Below are 17,795 nucleotides of genomic sequence, written 5' to 3' on the forward strand. Positions count from 1 at the left end.
GTCTCCGTTCTCCCGCGTCAGCGTGCGGCGAGTGGGTGGGCGTTCGGTGTGCCAACGGTGGGAGCGCGGTGAGTGGCGTAGTCGCGCAGCAGGCCGTGCATGGCATAGCCGTCCGGTGTCACGAAGATCAGGTTCGCCCGCACGAGCCGTCCCAGATCACGGCGCGCCTCCCGCAGGCTCGTTCCCGCCAGCGCCGCGGCCGCGCCGACGTCCACCACGTCGTGGCGCCCGAGGCACAGGAACATGTGCGCGGTCGTGGCCGGAAGGCGCTGGTACGAACGGAACAACGCCTCCCGCACCGAAGCGCGCTCGTCGTCACCGGCCTCGAGCAGGTCGAGCCGATCACCCGGATCACGGAGATCTCCCACGAGATCGGGCAGAGCGCGGGTGGCCGCCAGCTCGGCGACGATCCGCAACGCCAGCGGAAGCCGCGCGCACTGGTCGACGAGCGCTGCCGCCGCCAAATGCTCGGCAGCCACCTCCGCACCGATCAGGTTCTGCAACAACCGGAGCGCCTCGACGCCGGACAACCGGCCGAGATCGAGCCGGTGCGCCCCGTCCAGCACCACCAGTCCGGCCAGGGTGTCCCTGCTGGTCACCACGGTCAGGCAGGACGTCGTGCCGGGCAGCAACGGGCGCACCTGCTCGGCCGAACGCGCGTCGTCGAGCACCAGCAACAAACGCCGCCCGGCCACCTCGGTCCGCCAGCACGCCGCAAGCCCCGCCTCGTCACCGGGAAGCTCGTCGGCGGCCAATCCCAGCGAGGTGAGCAGACCCACCAGCGCGGCCGCGGCCGCAAGCGGTTCGGCGGCGGAATGTCCGCGCAGGTCGAGATAGAGCTGCCCGTCCGGAAAACGGTCGCGAACGCGATGAGCCCACCGCACGGCCAACGCCGACTTGCCCACCCCTGCCGTCCCGGAGATCAGCACCCGCCCGGCCAGGCGGTCGAGCGAGGCCAGCTCCTCGGCTCTGCCCACGAAGCCGGGCACGTCGGCCGGCAGCTGCGCGGGAACACGTCTTCGCACCCCGACGGACTCCGCGGACGAGCCCGTCAGCACCACCCGGTGCGCCCGCCGCAGCACCGCACCCGGTTCGACGCCGAGCTGCTCGACCAGCGACTGCCGGATCCGCTGGTACGCCGTCAGCGCGTCCGCCTGCCGGTCCGCCCCGTACAGCGCGAGCATGAGCTGCGCCCACAACCGTTCCCGCAACGGGTGCTCCCGCACCAACATCTGCAGTTCAGCGACGAGGACCCGGCACCGGCCCAGCCGCAGCTCGACCTCGATCCGCTCCTCGAGCAACGCGAGCCGCCGCTCCCCCAGCCGTTCGGCCTCGGTCCGGCACACCTCCGCGTCGAGACCGTCGAGCACGGGACCACGCCAGAAGGAAAGCGCTTCCCTCAACAGCGCCGCCTTCTGCTCCCCTGCTCCGCCCTGATGCGCTGCCGCGGCCAGGTCCTCCGCCAGGTCCAGGTCGCACTCACCGCGCCGCACCTCCAGCAGGTAGCCGGGCGGACGGGTCAGCAGGCGCTCGGCCCGGCCGACCCGCAACGCCCGGCGCAGCCCCAGCACGCACCCCTTCAGCAGCTGCCGGGCCGACGCGGGGGCCCTGCTCCCCCACAGGTGCTCGATCAGCCGCTCCGCCGAGACCACCTGGTTGGCGTTGAGCACCAGCACCGCGAGCAGATGCCGTTGCTGAGGACCCCCGATCACGAGCGGCTCGTCGCCGTCCCACACTTCCAGCGGACCAAGAATCCCGAACCTCATGAGCCACGGACGATCGGCCGTCCGCGTACACGCCGACGTACACATCCCGATGTACGTCTCAAATACTTCACTCCGATTGGGTGCGTACGAGTGTCGTTCGCATCCGTAGGCTCTGGCCGGTGAGGCTACGCATCCTCGGACCGGTCGAGATCCTGGCCGACCACGGTTCCGCGCTGCCCACGCGACGGATGGCCAGGGTACTGCTCGGCATGCTCGCCTTGCACGCCAACACCTTCGTGCCCGCCGACCGGATCGTCGACGGCCTGTGGGGCGGCTGCCCGCCCCCGTCCGCGCCGGTCAACCTCCGCTCGTACGTCAGCGACTTGCGCCGGCTGCTCAGGTCGGCGAACGGCGTGCCGCGCATCGACACGGTCAACGGCGGCTACCTCCTCACCGCCGGGCCGGACGACCTCGACGTCCTCGCCTTCACCGCGCTGGCCCAGAAAGGCCGCGACTGCCTCACTCGCGGCGACCACGAACAGGCGGCCGAACTGCTGACCAGGGCGACCGGCCTGTGGCGTGGTCCGGTGCTGGACGGAACGCCGGTGCCGGACGCCGTCCAGCCGACGATCCGCATGCTGGAGGACCGCCGGGTCGACGTCATCGAGGACTGCGTCCAGGCCCGGCTCGAGCTCGGCCGGCACGCGGGGATCGCCGCCGAGCTGCGCGAGCTCACCGGCCAGTACGAGCTGCGGGAACGGTTGTGGGGCCAGCTGATGCTCGCCCTGTACCGCGGCGGGCGTCAGGGCGAGGCGATGCAAGCCTACGACCGGTTGCGCCAGGTGCTCGACACGGAGCTCGGCGCCGACCCGAGCCCCGAGATCAGGCTGCTGCACCAGCGAATCCTGCGCGACGACCCCGGGTTGTCCGCGCCAGCAACGAAAACCAGGCATGTGCCGTGGCAGCTGCCGCCGGACACCGACCCGTTCATCGGCAGGCACGACCAGCTGCGCACAGTGGATCACCTGGCGACGACCGCGGCCGTTGCGGCCATCGTCGGAACTGCCGCCGTGGGCAAGACCTCGCTCGCGGTCCACTGGGCACACGGCGCCCGCGGCCGGTTCCCCGACGGCTGCCTCTACGTCGACCTGCGCGGCTACGGCCCGGAACCGCCCGTGCCACCGGAACAGGTCCTGGCGGGTTTCCTGCGCGTCCTGGGCGAACGCGACCTCGGCCTCGACACCGCCGAACTGTCCGGCCGCTACCGCACGGCGATCGCGGACCGGCGCATGCTGATCGTGCTGGACAACGCTCGCGCCGCCGATCAGGTGCGCCCGTTGCTGCCCGGCACCGCGGGCTGTCTCGTGATCGTCACCAGTCGCGACGACCTGGCGGGTCTGGTGGTCCGCGACGGCGCCCACCGCGTGCGGCTGGACCCGATGCCACCGCACGAGGCACGGGCGTTGCTGGGCAGGTTGATCGGTCACCGCGAAGGCATCGACGAGCTCGCGCAACGGTGCGCCGGACTGCCGTTGGCACTGCGCATCGTCGCCGAACTGGCCGCGCAGTCCGACACCACTCTCGCCGACCTCGCGCTCGCGCTGGCCGACCGTCAACGCGGCCTGGACGAGCTGGACGCGGGCGGCGACCCGCGCACCGCCGTCACCGCGGTCTTCGACTGGTCCCACCAAGCGCTGCCACCGTTGGCGGCACGGGCTTTCGAGCTCCTCACCCGGCATCCGGGACCCGACTTCGACGACTACGCGGCCGCCGCACTCCTCGGCACCACGCCCGACGAGGCCGGACGGCTCATCGGCCAGCTCTGCCGCGCCCACCTGGTGCAACGCGACGGCGCGGGCCGGTTCCACATCCACGACCTGCTCCGCGCCTACGGCAGGCGGCTGGCGTGCACCGACACCGAATCCGCCCTGACCGGACTGTTCGACTACTACGTGCACGCGACAACTCTCGCGGAGTCCACACTGCCGCTAGGACGCGGTCTCACCCCGTCCGCCGCGATCACCACCCCACCGCTGCACGACTCCGTCCACGCCGCCCGCTGGCTCAACGCCGAGCGAGCGAACCTGGTGGCCGTCACCGCCCACTGTGCCGCGCAAGGCCACCACGCCCACGCCTGCGAACTCTCCCAAGCACTTCGGCCCTACCTGGACAACGGCCACCACCTGACCGAGGCCGTCACGGTCTACCGGCACGCGCTGCAGGCCGCCCGCCGTCTGGACGACCCCGCCCGGATCGGAGCCGCGCTGAACAACCTCGGCGGCGTGTCCATGCATCTCGGCCGCTACGCCGAGGCGATCGAGCACCTCGAAGCGGCACTGGCCATCCGCAGGCAGATCGGCGACCGCATCGGCGAAGTACGCACCACCAGCAACCTCGCCGGGGTGTACAACAGGCTGGGCAGGCACCGCGAGGCCGGCGAGCACTACCAGCGGTCCCTGCGCATCGCCCGCGACCAGGGCGACCAGGCCGGCGAACTGCTGGTGCTGCTCAACCTGGCGTTCGTCCACTTCAGACTCAGCCGTTTCCGCGAGACCGTCGACTGCCACCAGCGCGCCCTCGCACTGGCCGTGCTGCTCGGCGACCGCATGTTGCAAGCCACCGAACACTGCAACCTGGGCCTCGCCTACGTCCACCTCGGCCGCTACAAGGACTCCGCCGAATCCCTCTGGCACGCCGCCAGAATGTGCCGCGAACTGGGCGACCACCAAGGCGAGGGCTTCCTGTCCGGCAACCTCGCCCTCCTGCACACCCGCCTGGGCAACCACTGGGTCGCCCAGCGCCACGCAGAACGCGCCCTGGCCGTGCACAGCGCGTCCGGCGACCTCGCCAGCCAGGCCGCGGTGCTCGGCTTCCAGGGCGAGCTCCTGCTGCGGATGAACCAGCCCGCACAAGCCCTGCGCACGTTCCGCCGAGCCCTGAGCATGAACCAGAAGCTCGGCGAACGCTTCCAGGAAGGCCAGGCGCTCAACGGCATCGCGGCCGCCGCCCTGGCCATGCACCGGTTCGACCAGGCCACGCACCACCACGACGCGGCCTTGGCCCTGACCACCGCGATCGGCGACTGCCACGGCCGGGCTCGCGCACTCGAAGGCATCGGACACGTGCGTCGCGGCACCGGCGACCTGGCCGCGGCCGCCGCGTCGTGGCAGGAGGCAGCCGCCCTCTACGACGAAATCGGTGTGCCGGAAGGGAAACAACTCCGCGCCCGGCTCGCCGAACTCACCGTGGCGACCTGAGCCGATCAGCCCGCGATGATCCTGATCTGCGCCGCCACGCTGGGCGTCCCCGCGTTGTCGAGGGCGAACAGCAGGTAGTTCCCCGGCGGCGCGATCCCCAGGTCGGATGGGACCACTACCCGGTGCGACGTCGGCGAGATCGCCGTCGACGACAGCGGCACGCGTCGCTGATCGTTGTCCACCGAGTGGGTCACCGCACTCGTGCGCACCAGCGAGAACGCCTTGACCGCGCGGTCGGTGCCGATCGTGATCGCCGACCCGGTGGTCGCGGTGGCCGGCGCGGAGGTGATGGCGGGGCGTGCCTTGCGGGAGCCGTCCGGGTTGAGCAGGTAGGGCGGCACGAGGATCTGCCCGTCCGGGTGGTTGGTCGCGCACTTGCCGCAGAGTCCGCCGCCGCCGGAGAACACGGTTCCGTCGGGCAGCAGGTTGGCCACGCTGTGGTAGTTGCGCGGGGTCGCCATCGCGGCGAGCTTGGTGAACCGGCCGGTCGCGGGATTCCACAGTTCCGGTTGCAGCACGGACGTCTGGTCGGAGAAGGGAACCGGGTAGCTCTGCCCGCCGATCACCACCACGGTGCCGTCCGGCAGCACGACGCTGTTCAGGTACGCCCGCGCCGCCGCCATGTCAGCCGTCCTGCGCACCGCCGGCGTGCGTCCCGTGATGTCCACTGTGTACGCGGCCTTCGTGGCATCGGCCTTCTCGTAGGCAGGTGCCCCGCCCACGGTGAGGATCTTGCCGATGTCGTACATGACCGCGTTGCCGTTCATCGCGTCCTGGCTGTCGCCACGGGTGCCCGCGTCGGTGACCTTCCCCTGGCCCGCGGTGTCGATCCAGTGCATCTTCGCGCTCGGCCCCGCGTGGAAGACCCTTCCGCCGCCGGCCGCGAAGAGCCAGGCGTGGTTGTCGGCGCGGTAAACCCCCGCCGGGTCCGCGGTCAGGAACGGTGCCGCCGGCACGTTCGGCAGCGATCTCCACTGGTTCGTCTTCGGTGAGTAGAGCTCGCCGGCCTTGCCCTTGCGTCCACCGGACCAGGAACCACCGACCGTGAACACCTCACCGGTGGACAGGGTGGTCTGGCCTTGGTATCCGCGCCCGACGGTCATGTCCGCCGCGCTGGACCACGCGTCGGTCCGCGGGTCGTAGATGCTGGCCTTCGTGGCGTTGCTGCCACCGGTGACCAGGATGCGGCCGTCGGCGAGCATCGACGTGCCGGGACAGAACATGTCGTGCCCGGTGTTGTCGACCTTGCGCGTGCTGACCCGTCCGGTGGTGAGGTCCATGATCGCGGTCTGGGTGTATCCGTTGGCACCGCCGAAGTTGTCGGCCGCGTAGGCCGACCACGTGAGCAGCTTGTTGCCCGGCAGCACCGCGGACGCGGCCGGCACGATGGGGAATCCCACCGTCGGTCCCCACGCTCCCACGACGCTCGGATCGCCCTGCGCCGGCGGCGGCTGTCCGGGATCGCCCAGCAGACCGATCTCCGCCGCGCTCGCCCACGGCCCGCGCTCACCGGCCTCGGACAACGCGGTCAGCCGCACGTACCGCGCGCTGCTGACCGCGAAACCGATCGTCTTGACGGCTTCGTCGTCGGCCATCGTGCCCGTCGTGACCGGGCCGCCCCACGTGGTCCCGTCCTGGCTCAGGTGGATCTCGTAGCGGCCGATCCTCCCGTTCTTCTGGCCCGATCTCGGTGTGTAGACGAGTCCTGACACCCGTTGCGCCGACCGCATGTCGATCGTGAGCCACTGCGGCAACGACGACGCCGTCCTCCACCGGCTGTGCCAGATCGTCGCTCGATCACCGTCCAGCACCCGCGCGGCCACGTCCACGCCGGTCTCCTCACTGCTGGCCGTGGCCACCCAGCCGTCGCGCGGCAGCTCAGTGGCCGCGGGAACCATTGCGGCGGCAGCGATTTCCAGGTGCTGATGGTGGTCGTGCGCCCCGTCCTCGCCGGGCTCCTGCCCAGCGGCACGGGTCACGACCGCGGCAACGACCAGCGCCAGGTACACGGGTCTTGCCAGTGTTCTTCGGTTCACTGCAGTCCATTTCCACTGTGGCAGCACCAGGTGCGCGCGCGATGACAGCGACTTCCGCACGTTGTTGAAAACTTGACGACCTTATCTTGATCTTGTCCTCGCTCACATCAGCCGTTCGGAGGCTTGCCCTGGCGCCATCCGCACACGATCGCCGTCACGAGCACCAGCAGCACTTCGATCGCACGAGCGGACAACAACGACGTCTCCACCACGATCTGCATCGGACTTTCCTTTCGGCCGATTCCCCGTGATTCGACGATGGCGCCCGAAGGTCCGTCCGTCATCCTCCTGTTCAGGACGTTGTTCCCCTCCAGCCCCTGTGCTGAAATGAAGTGATCTCCACAGGGGGTGGCGTGCACTTCAACGACGAAGTCAACTGGCCGGAGCTGTTCCGCGACTACATTTCCCGATCCAGCCTCGCCGATCCGCACAATCCGCGGCGGTCCGCCTACATCACGACGATGGTGTTCCTCGAAGGCGGCCTCCGGGAGATCGGAGACCAGCTGTCCGGCCGCAGCCCGCGCAGCCGCGACGAGCTGGTAGGCGCTCGCCTGACCAGGGAGATCGTCGTGCGCAGGGCCGCCCAGGTCGCCACCGAACTGCCGAACGCCGTGCACGTCGGCGAAGGAGCCTTCCGCGACCGGTGGCCGGGCAACGGCGGCATGTCGAACTTCTTCATGTGCCTGATCAAGTACACGTGCACGGCACCGCGCTGGGGCCTGTTTCTCGACTACGGACCACGCCGCGCACTCGCCGAACTGCCCAAGGTGCGTGAAGGCGAGCTCGAGCTCACCGAGCTCATCGAGAAAATCGCCACGCACGACCTGCGGATGCGCATCCGACTGGCCAGGTACTGGTTGTTCCAGCTCTCCCTGACCATCGACACCAAGTGGCAGGCCGTCGCCACGACCGCCTATCGCGAGATGCTCGACGCGTATTCCACGCGATGGGCTCCGGTGTACGAGCAGGGCCTGAGGATGCTCGGGGTGCGGTTCCGGCCCGGTGTCACGCCGGCGACGCTCAGCATGATGGTCTCCGCGCAGACCGCCGGCTTCGCGCAGCACATCGCGGCCACCGGCGACAACACGACCGACAACCGCGACCTGTTCGTGGCGTCCGTCGAGGCACTGATCTACGCCGCACTCGACCCAGGTGACGGGCGCGACATCTCGGAGGCGCTGCGGGAGATCCTGCGCAAACGCCAGTCCTAGCTCTCAGTGAAACCGTTGTCCCGCAGCGCTTTGGCGACACGGGCGCGATGCTCCGCCTCCCAGTCGTCGAGCGACTGCCCGGCTTCCCCGGCCTGCTTCGCCTGAGCGTCGCGGAGCACCTGCTCACGCCGATTCCCTGACACCACGACGATGCCCTCCTCGTCCGCCACCACGACGTCGCCCGCCTCCACCCGCACGCCGCCGCACGTGATCGGCTCGTTGAGCGGCAGCGCGGCTTTCTTCGTGCCGGGGATGGGGATGACTCCCCTGGCGAACACCGGGAAGCCCAGCTCCCTCGCCTCGGCCACGTCGCGGATCACGCCGTCGAGCACGAACGCGGCAACACCGCGGCGGTGGGCGACGGCGCACACGTTGCCATCGGCCAGGGCGTAGTCGAGGTCGCCCGACTGCACCACGATCACCGAGCCCGGCTCGGCGCGGTAGATCGCCGCGTGCAGCATCAGGTTGTCCCCCGGCGGGCACCGCACCGTGAACGCCGGGCCCGCGATCCTCGGCATCGACGTCCACAGCGGACGGATGCCCACGTCCATCACGCGCTCACGGCCCAGGACGTCGGCGAGGGTGGTCGGGGAGATGTTCTCGAACTCGTTCATCGTGTTCCTTCCGGCGCGGCCCCCTCCACGACTACCAGACCAGGCCGCGGCGCGCGGCCCGCCATCCGGGCAAAAGGCACATCAACGCCGACAAGGGAATGCGCGGCAGCAAGTCCTACAAACGCGCACGAATATTTGGTGTGAATAAGTTAGTACTTGTTAACGGTCGCTGCGCAACCGATCCTTTCCCTGCTCCGTCACCACACATTCACCTCGACGAACGCCCGGCTCCCCCTGCAACCGAGAGCCGGACGGTTCGCCCTGCAACGAGGAGAAAAATGCAAGCCAGACGCACATTCGTGCTGGCCGCGGCAGGATCACTGGTCGCAGCCGTTCTCACCCAGACCGGCGCGCAGACCGCCGTCGCCGGGCCACCGAGCCAGACCGCCGAGGCGATGGCGGTGGACGCGGCCGCGAGCCTCGTCGACAGCCGGCCGGCTCAGCTGCACGTGAGCTCGAACGACTCGTTCGTCCGCCACAACGTCATCTCGTCGACGAACGGCCTCAAGTACGTCCCGTACGAGCGGACGTACAAGGGAATGCAAGTCGTGGGCGGTGACTTCGTCGTCGTCACCAACGCGACCGGCCAGGTCCTGCAGACGTCGGTCGGTCAGAGCTCGACGATCGACCTCGCCAACACGACCCCGTCCGTGACCAAGGCTCAGGCCGAGGCCACCGCCAAGACCGCCCTGTCCACTGTGGACAGCACGGGCGCGGCGGAACAGGTCGTCTACGCACTCGACAACGCGCCGAAGCTCGCTTGGAAGGTCTCGGTCGTCGGCCGGGACTCCGAGGGCCCGAGCAAGCTCGACGTGGTCGTGGACGCCGCCACCGGCAAGGTGCTGCACACGCAGGAACATGTCCTGCACGGCACCGGCAACAGCGGGTGGAGCGGTCCCTCCGTCCCCCTCGCCACCACGCAGTCCGGGTCGACGTACTCCATGAAGGACCCGAACCTCACCAACGTCAGCTGCCAGGACGCGGCGAACAACACGACGTTCACCAAGTCCAGCGACACGTGGGGCAACGGCACCGCGACCAACCGCGAGACCGGTTGCGTCGACGTGCTGTTCGCGGCGCAGACCGAATCGAAGATGCTCACGCAGTGGCTGGGCCGCAACGGTTTTGACGGCAACGGCGGCGGCTGGCCGATGCGCGTCGGCCTGAACGACCAGAACGCCTACTACGACGGCAGCCAGGTCCAGATCGGCAAGAACACCGCCGGGCAGTGGATCGGCTCGCTCGACGTCGTCGCGCACGAGCTCGGCCACGGCATCGACGACCACACGCCGGGCGGCATCTCCGGCTCGGGCACGCAAGAGTTCGTCGCGGACGTCTTCGGCGCCACCACCGAGTGGTTCGCCAACGAGCCGTCTCCCTACGACACGCCTGACTTCCTCGTCGGCGAGACGATCAACCTCGTCGGCAGCGGGCCGATCCGCAACATGTACAACCCGTCGGCCCTCAACCACGCGAACTGCTACAGCAGCTCGATCCCGAGCACCGAGGTCCACGCGGCCGCCGGCCCCGGCAACCACTGGTTCTACCTGCTCTCGCAGGGCACGAACCCGACCAACGGCCAGCCGACCAGCACCACGTGCAACAACACCTCGATCACGGGCCTCGGCGTCGAGAAGGCCATCAAGATCTTCTACAACGCCATGCTGCTCAAGACCTCCGGCAGCTCGTACCTCAAGTACCGCACGTGGACGCTGACCGCCGCGAAGAACCTCTACCCCGGTAGCTGCGCGGAGTTCAACACCGTCAAGGCGGCCTGGGACGCGATCAGCGTGCCCGCGCAGTCCGCGGACCCGACGTGCAGCGCGACCGGCACGGTCACCGTCAGCAACCCCGGCAACCAGTCCAGCACCGTCGGCACCGCGGTGAGCCTGCCGCTGTCGGCCAGCGGCGGCACCGCGCCGTACACGTGGTCCGCCACCGGTCTCCCGGCCGGTCTGTCCATCAACTCGAGCAACGGCACCATCTCCGGCACGCCGACCACCGCGGCCACGTCGAACGTGACGGTGACCGCGACGGACAGCGCGAACAAGAGCGGCACCGCGTCGTTCAGCTGGACCGTCGGCACGGGCGGCGGCAACTGCTCGGGCCAGAAGCTCGTCAACCCCGGCTTCGAGTCCGGTACCGGTTCGTGGACGGCCACCTCCGGCGTCATCGGCCAGCACAGCTCGAACGGTGAGCCCGCCCGCACCGGTGCGTGGTCGTCGTGGCTGAACGGCTACGGTTCGTCGCACACCGACTCGCTGTCCCAGTCGGTGACGATCCCCGCCGGTTGCAAGGCATCGCTCGCCTTCTACCTGCACATCGACACGGCCGAGACCGGTAGCACGGTCTACGACAAGCTCACGGTCACGGCCGGCAGCACCACGCTCGGCACGTTCTCGAACACGAACGCCGCTTCCGGCTACGTGCTCAAGACGTTCGACGTGTCCTCGTTCGCGGGTCAGACCGTGACGTTCAAGTTCAACGGCGTCGAGGATGCCTCGCTGCAGACCTCGTTCGTCATCGACGACACGGCTCTCACCCTGAGCTGAGGCTGACAGCACAGGAGCGGCCCGGCACTGATGGTGCCGGGCCGCTTCGCGTTATTCCACAGTGCACTGCGTTAGCCGACAGAGCATTGGGCGCCGTTGAAAGTGAACGAAGTCGGCGCCGAGTGCGGACCGCGCGCGTTGCCGTTGTACCCGATCTCGACCGAGCCGCCGGGCGCGATCTGCGGGTTGTAGTCGGCATTGACCGCGTTGACCGTCGAGCCGGACTGGCGCGGCGAGGCGTTCCACATGTCGCGCACGGTCTCGCCGTTGGAGAAGCTCCATCGCAGCGTCCAGCCGCTGACCGCGGCGGTGCCGGTGTTGCGCACCGTGACGCTGGCCTGGAAACCGCCCTGCCACTGCCCGGTGACCCGGTACGCGACGGCGCACGTCTTGGCAGGCGGGCGTGGCGGGTTGGTCGTGGTCGGCGGCGTCTCGCTGGACGTCGCCACCGGCGGCGGAGGCGGCACGGTCGTCGGCTTGGGCGAAGAAGGAGGCTTGGCCGTCTCAGAACCGTCGCAGGGCGGGCCCCACAGTCCCCGCTTCGCCGCCGCGGCCTCGGTCTGGGCGCTGATCAGCGGGCCGCCGTCGACGCCTTCCGGTCGCAACGCGCCCTGCTGCACCGCCAGCACCGCGTAGTCGGTGCCGTCCTCGAGCTCGAGGGTGATCTCGCCGGGAGCGATACCGGTGAACCGCACGGATCGCGCCAGCAGAGTCGACCTGGCGAAGTCGAGCGACGCCGCGGCCCAGCACTCCTTCGGCGCGGCCAGCTGCGCGACGCGGACCTTCGTGCCGTCGGCGAGCTCGACCGTGCGGCCGTCGACCACATCGGTCACCACGGTGATCACGTCCTGCGGGGGCACCACCTCGTTGATCAGCGACGGTGGCTTGAGCGGGCTCCGGGAGGACGGTGGCGGCGCTTGCGGTTCGGCTGTGCACCCCGCCACGAGCAGGGTCAACATCACCATCACGTGCTTGCGCGCCACCGTCACTCCTGAAGGCTCAACTCAACGAGATGTTGCTGTCCAGCGTTGGTTCGCACCAGAAGTCGCGTGGTACAACCCGATTCTGGCTCCGTCCTCACGCGACTCGCCGACGACGTCGAGCAGCGATCCGGTCGCGGCGTTCACGAACGTCCAGCTGCCGTCGCCGGTGGACGACAGCACCCACCTGGCAGCGGGACTGTCGGCCTTGGTCAACGTCGCGTTACCGTCCACAGCGGCGATCCGCTGGCCGGTGGCGGCGTTCACAACGCCGAACTGGACATCGCTGCCGTAGCCGCCCGTCTTGCGCTCCAGCCGCCACACCTGGTCGCGCGCGGCGGGGTCCGTCGTGCGCTGCACGAGCGAGGTGCCGGACGGGGCAAGGGACTTGCCGCTCTGCACACCCGTCAGCCGCTGCTCACCGCTCAACGCGGCGGAACGATCGAGGCCGCTGACACCCGACACGTCGAACGTGACGACCGACCGCGCGGGCACTGTGAGCGTTGCCTTGCGGTCCTTCACCCGGACCGCGGCGCCCTTGGTCAGCGCGCCGAACATGTCGGTGACGATCGGCCGCACGGAGGCGCTGGAGCGCACCGAGCCGAAGCCGGAGAGGTCCAGCGTCACGGACTGCGGCTGCTCGGACTGGTTGAGGTGCACCACGGTCTTCAGCTCGGTGTTGCGCACCGCGGCCACGTCGGACTTCGTGTTGACCTTGACCAGACGGTCACCGGGCTTGACGTAGTGGGTGAAGTTCCGCAGCGTGTGAAACTTCGAGTTGACGCGAGCCGGGCAGGTCGCGAGCGTGTCCTGCGGGCCGCAGTTGAACGGGATCTGGACGACGCCCCAGTTCATGCCGGCCGGCGTCTCACCGCCGGGCTTCATGTTGTCGTAGTCCTCGACCGCCTGCCACAGCAGCCACGCGCGTGGCTCGAGCTCGCGCAGGTCGTCGATCACGCGGGCCGCGATGCCCAGGCCGGAGTCCATGGCGGTGAAGTCCTGCTTCGTCCCCCACGAGCCGTCGACCTCGCTCATCCACAACGGCTTGTCCGCGGCCTTGGCGATGTCACGGGCGGACGTGCGGCGGTCCTGGCCGTAGGTGTGCACGTTCAACTGGCCGAGCTGCGAGCGGACCGAGGCCGGATAGCCGGCCCAGTCTTCGGCGAAGATGCCGGGGTTGGTCTCGTCCGGAGCGGACACGACGGCCTTGAGCCGCTTGGCGCGCAACGCGTCCGCCACCGCGGGCACGACCTTCGCCTGCAGTGCAGGGCTCATGTGCGCGCCCTCCTGGCGGCCACCCGTGGGGTTGCCGTCCGGGCCGAGCTTCGTGCTCCAGTACGGGGTGTTGGGCTCGTTGAACGGGTCGAGTGTCGAGAACTTGATGCCGTGTGAGCGTTCGAGTTCCGCGGTCGCCTGCGTCAGGTAGGCGGCGAAGTCCTCGACGCGGTCCTCGCGCAGCTGATCCGCGGTCGCGTCCAGCCCGCCAGACACGTAACCGCTGACGGTCTGGAACCACGGCGGCGAGTTGCTGAACGCCTCCCACCTGGTGACGTCGGACTTGATCCGGTCGACCCACCAGCGCTGGTTCGGGTCCGCCGCGGCGTCGAAGAACCGGGGATCACCGGGCTTCCACCAGTCGGTGTCCGTGCGCTTCGTGCCGGCCGGGGCCTTCCACCAGCCGGGCACTGCCGCGCCGGGGCGCAGGTACTGCGGCACATCCGGCGCGTTGCCGCCGCCGATGTTGTAGCGGGCGATGTTGAGGTTGAGTCCGTCCTCACCGAACAGCAGCTCTGCGAGCTGGTTGCGGATCTCGTCCGGGTATCCCCCGGTCGCGTTGGCGAACCAGACGAGGCTCGTACCCCAACCTTGGAACGGCTCTTGCTGATAGGTCGGATCCGGCCGCACGGTCACGGATTCCACGGCGGCGGCGGCAGGGACACCGCTGGAGACCACTGTGGACAGTGTGAGCGCCGAAGCGGCGAGAAAGGCAGGGAATCTGGTCATCGGTTCTCCGTTGAACGGGCGATGTTCGCGTTAACATCTACCGAGGACCGGGTGGTGCGTCAAGGGACTGCCGAGCGGTGGCGCGTCCGCTCGGCAGTCCCTCGGTGGAACGCTCACCCCCGAGGAGAGGCGGGCCCTGTGGCTCTCGACCCCGAGGAGGGTTACTTGAGCGAGCAGGTGGCGAAACGTTCCAGTCCCTGAGGCTTCTCACCGACGCGGCCGATGGCGATCGCGATCCGGTCGAGCGCGGAGGACCGCTTGCCCGTCAACGGCCCGAGAATCGCGTTCTGCACGAAGTTCGGCCCACCCTGACCGGCGGACGTGCGCAGCCGCTCGTTGGCCTCCGCCTGCTGCTTGTTGAGGTTCTGCAGCTCGCGGTCCACTTCGGCCTGAGCCTTCGCGGGAACGTTCTGCAGCACCGGCACCGGGCACTCGATCGTCTTCCCCGACGCCGACGACCCGTTGCCGGCGTTGTTCCCCGCGTTGTTGTTCCCGGAGTTGTTCCCGGACGCCTGGCGGGAGGTCGTCGGTGCCGCACCGACCGCGGGAGCCTTGCCGAGTCCGCAGGGAGCGAACCTTTCCAGGCCCTCGGGCTTTGCGGCGACCCGGCCGATAGCGGTCTCGATGCGGTTCAGCGCCGCGACCCGCTTGTCCTTCAGAGGTCCGAGAATCGCGTTCTGCACGAAGTTCGGCCCACCTTCTCCCGCTGAAGTGCGCAGCCTGTTGCTGGCCTCGGCGATCTGCTTGTCCAGATTGGCCAGCTCACGCGTGACCTCGGCCTGCGCCTGCGCAGGAACGGCGACGCCGATCTCGGGCTTCGGGCAGGCGATCGACTGACCAGCGGCGTCGTCCCCGCCCGCGGCGAACGCGGCGATCGCGGTACCGGCGGTCAAGGTCGCGGCTACGGCCATTCCGGCAACGAGCACCCGCTTGCGTCGCTCCGGTTTTGCATGTGCTCTCGACATTTCGAACCCTCACGAATCAGTGGACGTTTATGCCGGCACACCGGGATACGGACCGGGACCGTCCAGGGTTCAACTACTTGTGAGCGTTCACAGCAAGTGCAATGCTGGCTGTCTCGTACCGCAGACCGCACTGCGCAGAATTCCGGGGACCGCTATGCCATCGGGGCACAGAGTCGTACACGAACAACTTCGCCTGAGAGTTCAGGGAGTCAACCTCAAGATCGCCGCGGTGCACCGCGGCGGCACCACCGAACCGATCGTGTTCCTGCACGGGTTCGGCACGAGCAAGGAGGACTACACCGACATCACGCAGCGGCACGACTTCGCTGATCGCGCCTTCCTCGCCTACGACCTGCCGGGCTGCGGAGCCACGGAGTGCGCCGATCTCGGGGCGATCGACGTACCGTTCCTGGTGGACACCGCGCGCGCGATGCTCGACCGTGCGGGCATCGGCCGCTACCACGTCGTCGGGCACTCGCTCGGCGGCCTCACGGCACTGTTGCTCGCGCACCGCGAGCCGGGTCGTGTGCTCAGCTTCGTCAACATCAAGGGCACGCTGGCCCCCGAGGACTGCGCGCCGACCAGGCAGGTGCTGGCGCAGCAGGAGCCTCGCGACCTCTTCACGCGCTTCATCGAGGGCGCCCGCCGGGGTGAGGGCTACTCGAGCGGCCTGTACTTCTCGAACCTGCCGCACAAGATCCGTCCTGGGGCCCTGCACGGCATCCTGCGGTCCGTGGTCGAGCTCGCCGACCACGGAGACCTGCTGAACAAGTTCCTCGCGCTGCCCATACCGAAGATGTACCTCTACGGCGAGGACTGCGCGTCACTGTCCTATCTGCCGTCGCTGGACGCGAACGGGGTGGAGCTCGCCGAGATCCCGCACAGCGGGCATCTCCCGATGTACTCCAACCCCGTCGCGACCTGGAAGCGGATCGCCGCGTTCTACGCCGGCGACATCAGTCAGCGCATCCCCGCCGCGAGGCGGTGGTAGGCCGCGTTCCAGCGCAGGCGGTCGCCGAACTGACCGGGGGTGGTCGACGAGTCGATCAGCACCAGTTCGGTGGCCGCCATCGTGGCGAAGTCGTGCAGCGTCTCGGATCCGACGGCTTGGGTCAACACGGTGTGGTGCGGTCCGCCCGCGGTGAGCCAGCACTCGGCCGACGTCGACAGCGACGGCGCCGGCCGCCACACCGCGCGTGCGACGGGCAGGTTCGGCAGCGGCTCGTCCGGTCCGACGACCTCGACCTCGTTGGCCACCAGGCGGAAGCGGTCACCGAGGTCGGCCAGGCCGATCACCACGGCAGGGCCCGCCGCCGCGTCGAACACCAGGCGAACCGGGTCCTCGCGGTCGCCGATGTCGAGCCGGTGGATCTCGCACGACGGCACGCCGTCCGCGATCGTCGGGCACACCTCGAGCATGTGCGCGCCCAGCACCTTCGGCGTGCCCGGCCCGAAGTGGTAGGTGTAGTCCTCCATGAACGAGGTGCCGCGCCCGGTTCCGGCGCCCATGACCTTCACCGCGGCGAGCAGCGCCGAGGTCTTCCAGTCGCCCTCGCCGCCGAAGCCGTACCCGTCGGCCATCAGGCGTTGCACCGCGAGGCCGGGCAGCTGCTTGAGGCCACCGAGGTCCTGGAAGTTCGTCGTGAAGGCACCGAAGCCGCCTTCGTCCAAAAAGGACCGCAGGCCGATCTCGATGCGCGCGGCGTAGCGCAGCGACGCGTGCCGGTCTCCCCCGCGCGCCAACGCCGGTGCGAGGTCGTAGGTCTCGGCGTAGTCGGCGACGAGCAGGTCGATGTCGGCGTCCGCCACCGCGTCCACCACCTCGACGAGGTCGTTGACGCCATAGGTGTTGACCGAGACACCGAACCGCAGCTCCGCCTCGACCTTGTCGCCCTCGGTCACCGCGACGTCGCGCATGTTGTCGCCGAACCGCGCGAGCTTGAGGCTGCGCAGGTGCGCGAGCCCGGCCGCGGCACGCGCCCAGCCGTCGATCCGCGACGCCAGCTGCGGGTCGCTCGCGTGGCCCGCCACGGTCTTGCGCGCCACGCCGATGCGCGTCTGCACGTAGGCGAACTCGCGGTCACCGTGCGCGGCCTGGTTGAGGTTCATGAAGTCCATGTCGATCGTGGACCACGGCAGCGCCTCGTTGAGCTGGGTGTGCAGGTGCAGCAACGGTTTGCGCAGCAGATCGAGGCCGGTGATCCACATCTTCGCCGGCGAGAACGTGTGCATCCACGCGATCACGCCGACGCACGACGGGTCGTTGTTCGCCGTCTGCATGATCGAGCGGATCGCGCCCGCGTCGGTGAGCACCGGCTTCCACACGATCTCGGTGCTGATCTTGCCGGAGTCGGCGAGCATCCGCTGGATCTGCTGGGACTGCGCCGCCACCTGGTCGAGCGTCTCTGGGCCGTAGAGGTGCTGGCTGCCGGTGAGGAACCAGACCTGCGGCTTGCCCGCGAACGACATG

The 17,795-nt window shown here is 69.3% G+C and carries 11 protein-coding genes; 4 read left to right on the forward strand and 7 right to left on the reverse strand.

Annotated features, from left to right (window positions below):
* Positions 1-17: 17 nt before the first annotated feature.
* Entirely contained in the window at positions 18-1,766 is a 1,749-nt protein-coding gene (locus tag ABZ345_RS20330) for an AfsR/SARP family transcriptional regulator (RefSeq protein ID WP_359850661.1), read from the reverse strand.
* A 119-nt stretch (positions 1,767-1,885) separates the two neighbouring features.
* Between ABZ345_RS20330 and ABZ345_RS20335 the strand changes: the two genes are divergently transcribed.
* Positions 1,886-4,963, forward strand: a complete 3,078-nt coding sequence (locus tag ABZ345_RS20335; RefSeq protein WP_359850664.1) for a BTAD domain-containing putative transcriptional regulator — start codon at positions 1,886-1,888, stop codon at positions 4,961-4,963.
* A 5-nt stretch (positions 4,964-4,968) separates the two neighbouring features.
* On the opposite strand, the gene ABZ345_RS20340 is transcribed toward ABZ345_RS20335, so the two are convergent.
* A complete protein-coding gene (locus ABZ345_RS20340; RefSeq protein ID WP_359850667.1) occupies positions 4,969-6,999 on the reverse strand; it encodes a discoidin domain-containing protein in 2,031 nt (676 codons plus the stop codon).
* 332 nt (positions 7,000-7,331) lie between these two features.
* On the opposite strand from ABZ345_RS20340, the gene ABZ345_RS20345 reads away from it, so the two are divergent.
* Positions 7,332-8,210: a hypothetical protein gene (locus ABZ345_RS20345; protein WP_359850670.1), complete on the forward strand. Its 879-nt coding sequence runs from the start codon at positions 7,332-7,334 to the stop codon at positions 8,208-8,210.
* Here ABZ345_RS20345 and ABZ345_RS20350 read toward each other — a convergent pair.
* Entirely contained in the window at positions 8,207-8,824 is a 618-nt protein-coding gene (locus tag ABZ345_RS20350; RefSeq protein ID WP_359850673.1) for an RraA family protein, read from the reverse strand. The genes ABZ345_RS20345 and ABZ345_RS20350 overlap by 4 nt on opposite strands.
* Positions 8,825-9,102: 278 nt before the next feature.
* Between ABZ345_RS20350 and ABZ345_RS20355 the strand changes: the two genes are divergently transcribed.
* On the forward strand, positions 9,103-11,376 hold the full coding sequence (locus tag ABZ345_RS20355; RefSeq protein ID WP_359850676.1) for a M4 family metallopeptidase: 2,274 nt from the start codon (positions 9,103-9,105) through the stop codon (positions 11,374-11,376).
* Positions 11,377-11,447: 71 nt separating this feature from the next.
* Here ABZ345_RS20355 and ABZ345_RS20360 read toward each other — a convergent pair whose 3' ends face one another.
* The 3 genes from ABZ345_RS20360 to ABZ345_RS20370 form a co-directional block, all read right to left on the reverse strand.
* Positions 11,448-12,359: a cellulose binding domain-containing protein gene (locus tag ABZ345_RS20360; RefSeq protein WP_359850679.1), complete on the reverse strand. Its 912-nt coding sequence runs from the start codon at positions 12,357-12,359 to the stop codon at positions 11,448-11,450.
* 21 nt (positions 12,360-12,380) lie between these two features.
* On the reverse strand, positions 12,381-14,360 hold the full coding sequence (locus tag ABZ345_RS20365) for an RICIN domain-containing protein (protein ID WP_359850681.1): 1,980 nt from the start codon (positions 14,358-14,360) through the stop codon (positions 12,381-12,383).
* Positions 14,361-14,521: 161 nt separating this feature from the next.
* Positions 14,522-15,271, reverse strand: coding sequence for a hypothetical protein (locus tag ABZ345_RS20370; RefSeq protein ID WP_359850683.1), 750 nt, complete (start codon positions 15,269-15,271; stop codon positions 14,522-14,524).
* Positions 15,272-15,554: 283 nt separating this feature from the next.
* On the opposite strand from ABZ345_RS20370, the gene ABZ345_RS20375 reads away from it, so the two are divergent.
* Entirely contained in the window at positions 15,555-16,316 is a 762-nt protein-coding gene (locus ABZ345_RS20375; protein WP_359850685.1) for an alpha/beta hydrolase, read from the forward strand.
* Here the strand turns inward: ABZ345_RS20375 and araA are convergent.
* Entirely contained in the window at positions 16,286-17,794 is a 1,509-nt protein-coding gene (gene araA, locus ABZ345_RS20380) for an L-arabinose isomerase (RefSeq protein ID WP_359850688.1), read from the reverse strand. The genes ABZ345_RS20375 and araA overlap by 31 nt on opposite strands.
* Position 17,795: the final 1 nt, after the last annotated feature.

This window comes from Lentzea sp. NPDC005914 (assembly GCF_040629405.1).
Classification (GTDB): Bacteria; Actinomycetota; Actinomycetes; order Mycobacteriales; family Pseudonocardiaceae; genus Lentzea.

Coding starts and splice junctions, on each gene's coding strand:
- ABZ345_RS20330 (WP_359850661.1), bottom strand. CDS start 1,766: ATGAGGTTCGGGATTCTTGGTCCGCTGGAAGTGTGGGACGGCGACGAG.
- ABZ345_RS20350 (WP_359850673.1), bottom strand. CDS start 8,824: ATGAACGAGTTCGAGAACATCTCCCCGACCACCCTCGCCGACGTCCTG.
- ABZ345_RS20355 (WP_359850676.1), top strand. CDS start 9,103: ATGCAAGCCAGACGCACATTCGTGCTGGCCGCGGCAGGATCACTGGTC.
- ABZ345_RS20365 (WP_359850681.1), bottom strand. CDS start 14,360: ATGACCAGATTCCCTGCCTTTCTCGCCGCTTCGGCGCTCACACTGTCC.
- ABZ345_RS20370 (WP_359850683.1), bottom strand. CDS start 15,271: ATGGCCGTAGCCGCGACCTTGACCGCCGGTACCGCGATCGCCGCGTTC.
- araA (WP_359850688.1), bottom strand. CDS start 17,794: ATGTCGTTCGCGGGCAAGCCGCAGGTCTGGTTCCTCACCGGCAGCCAG.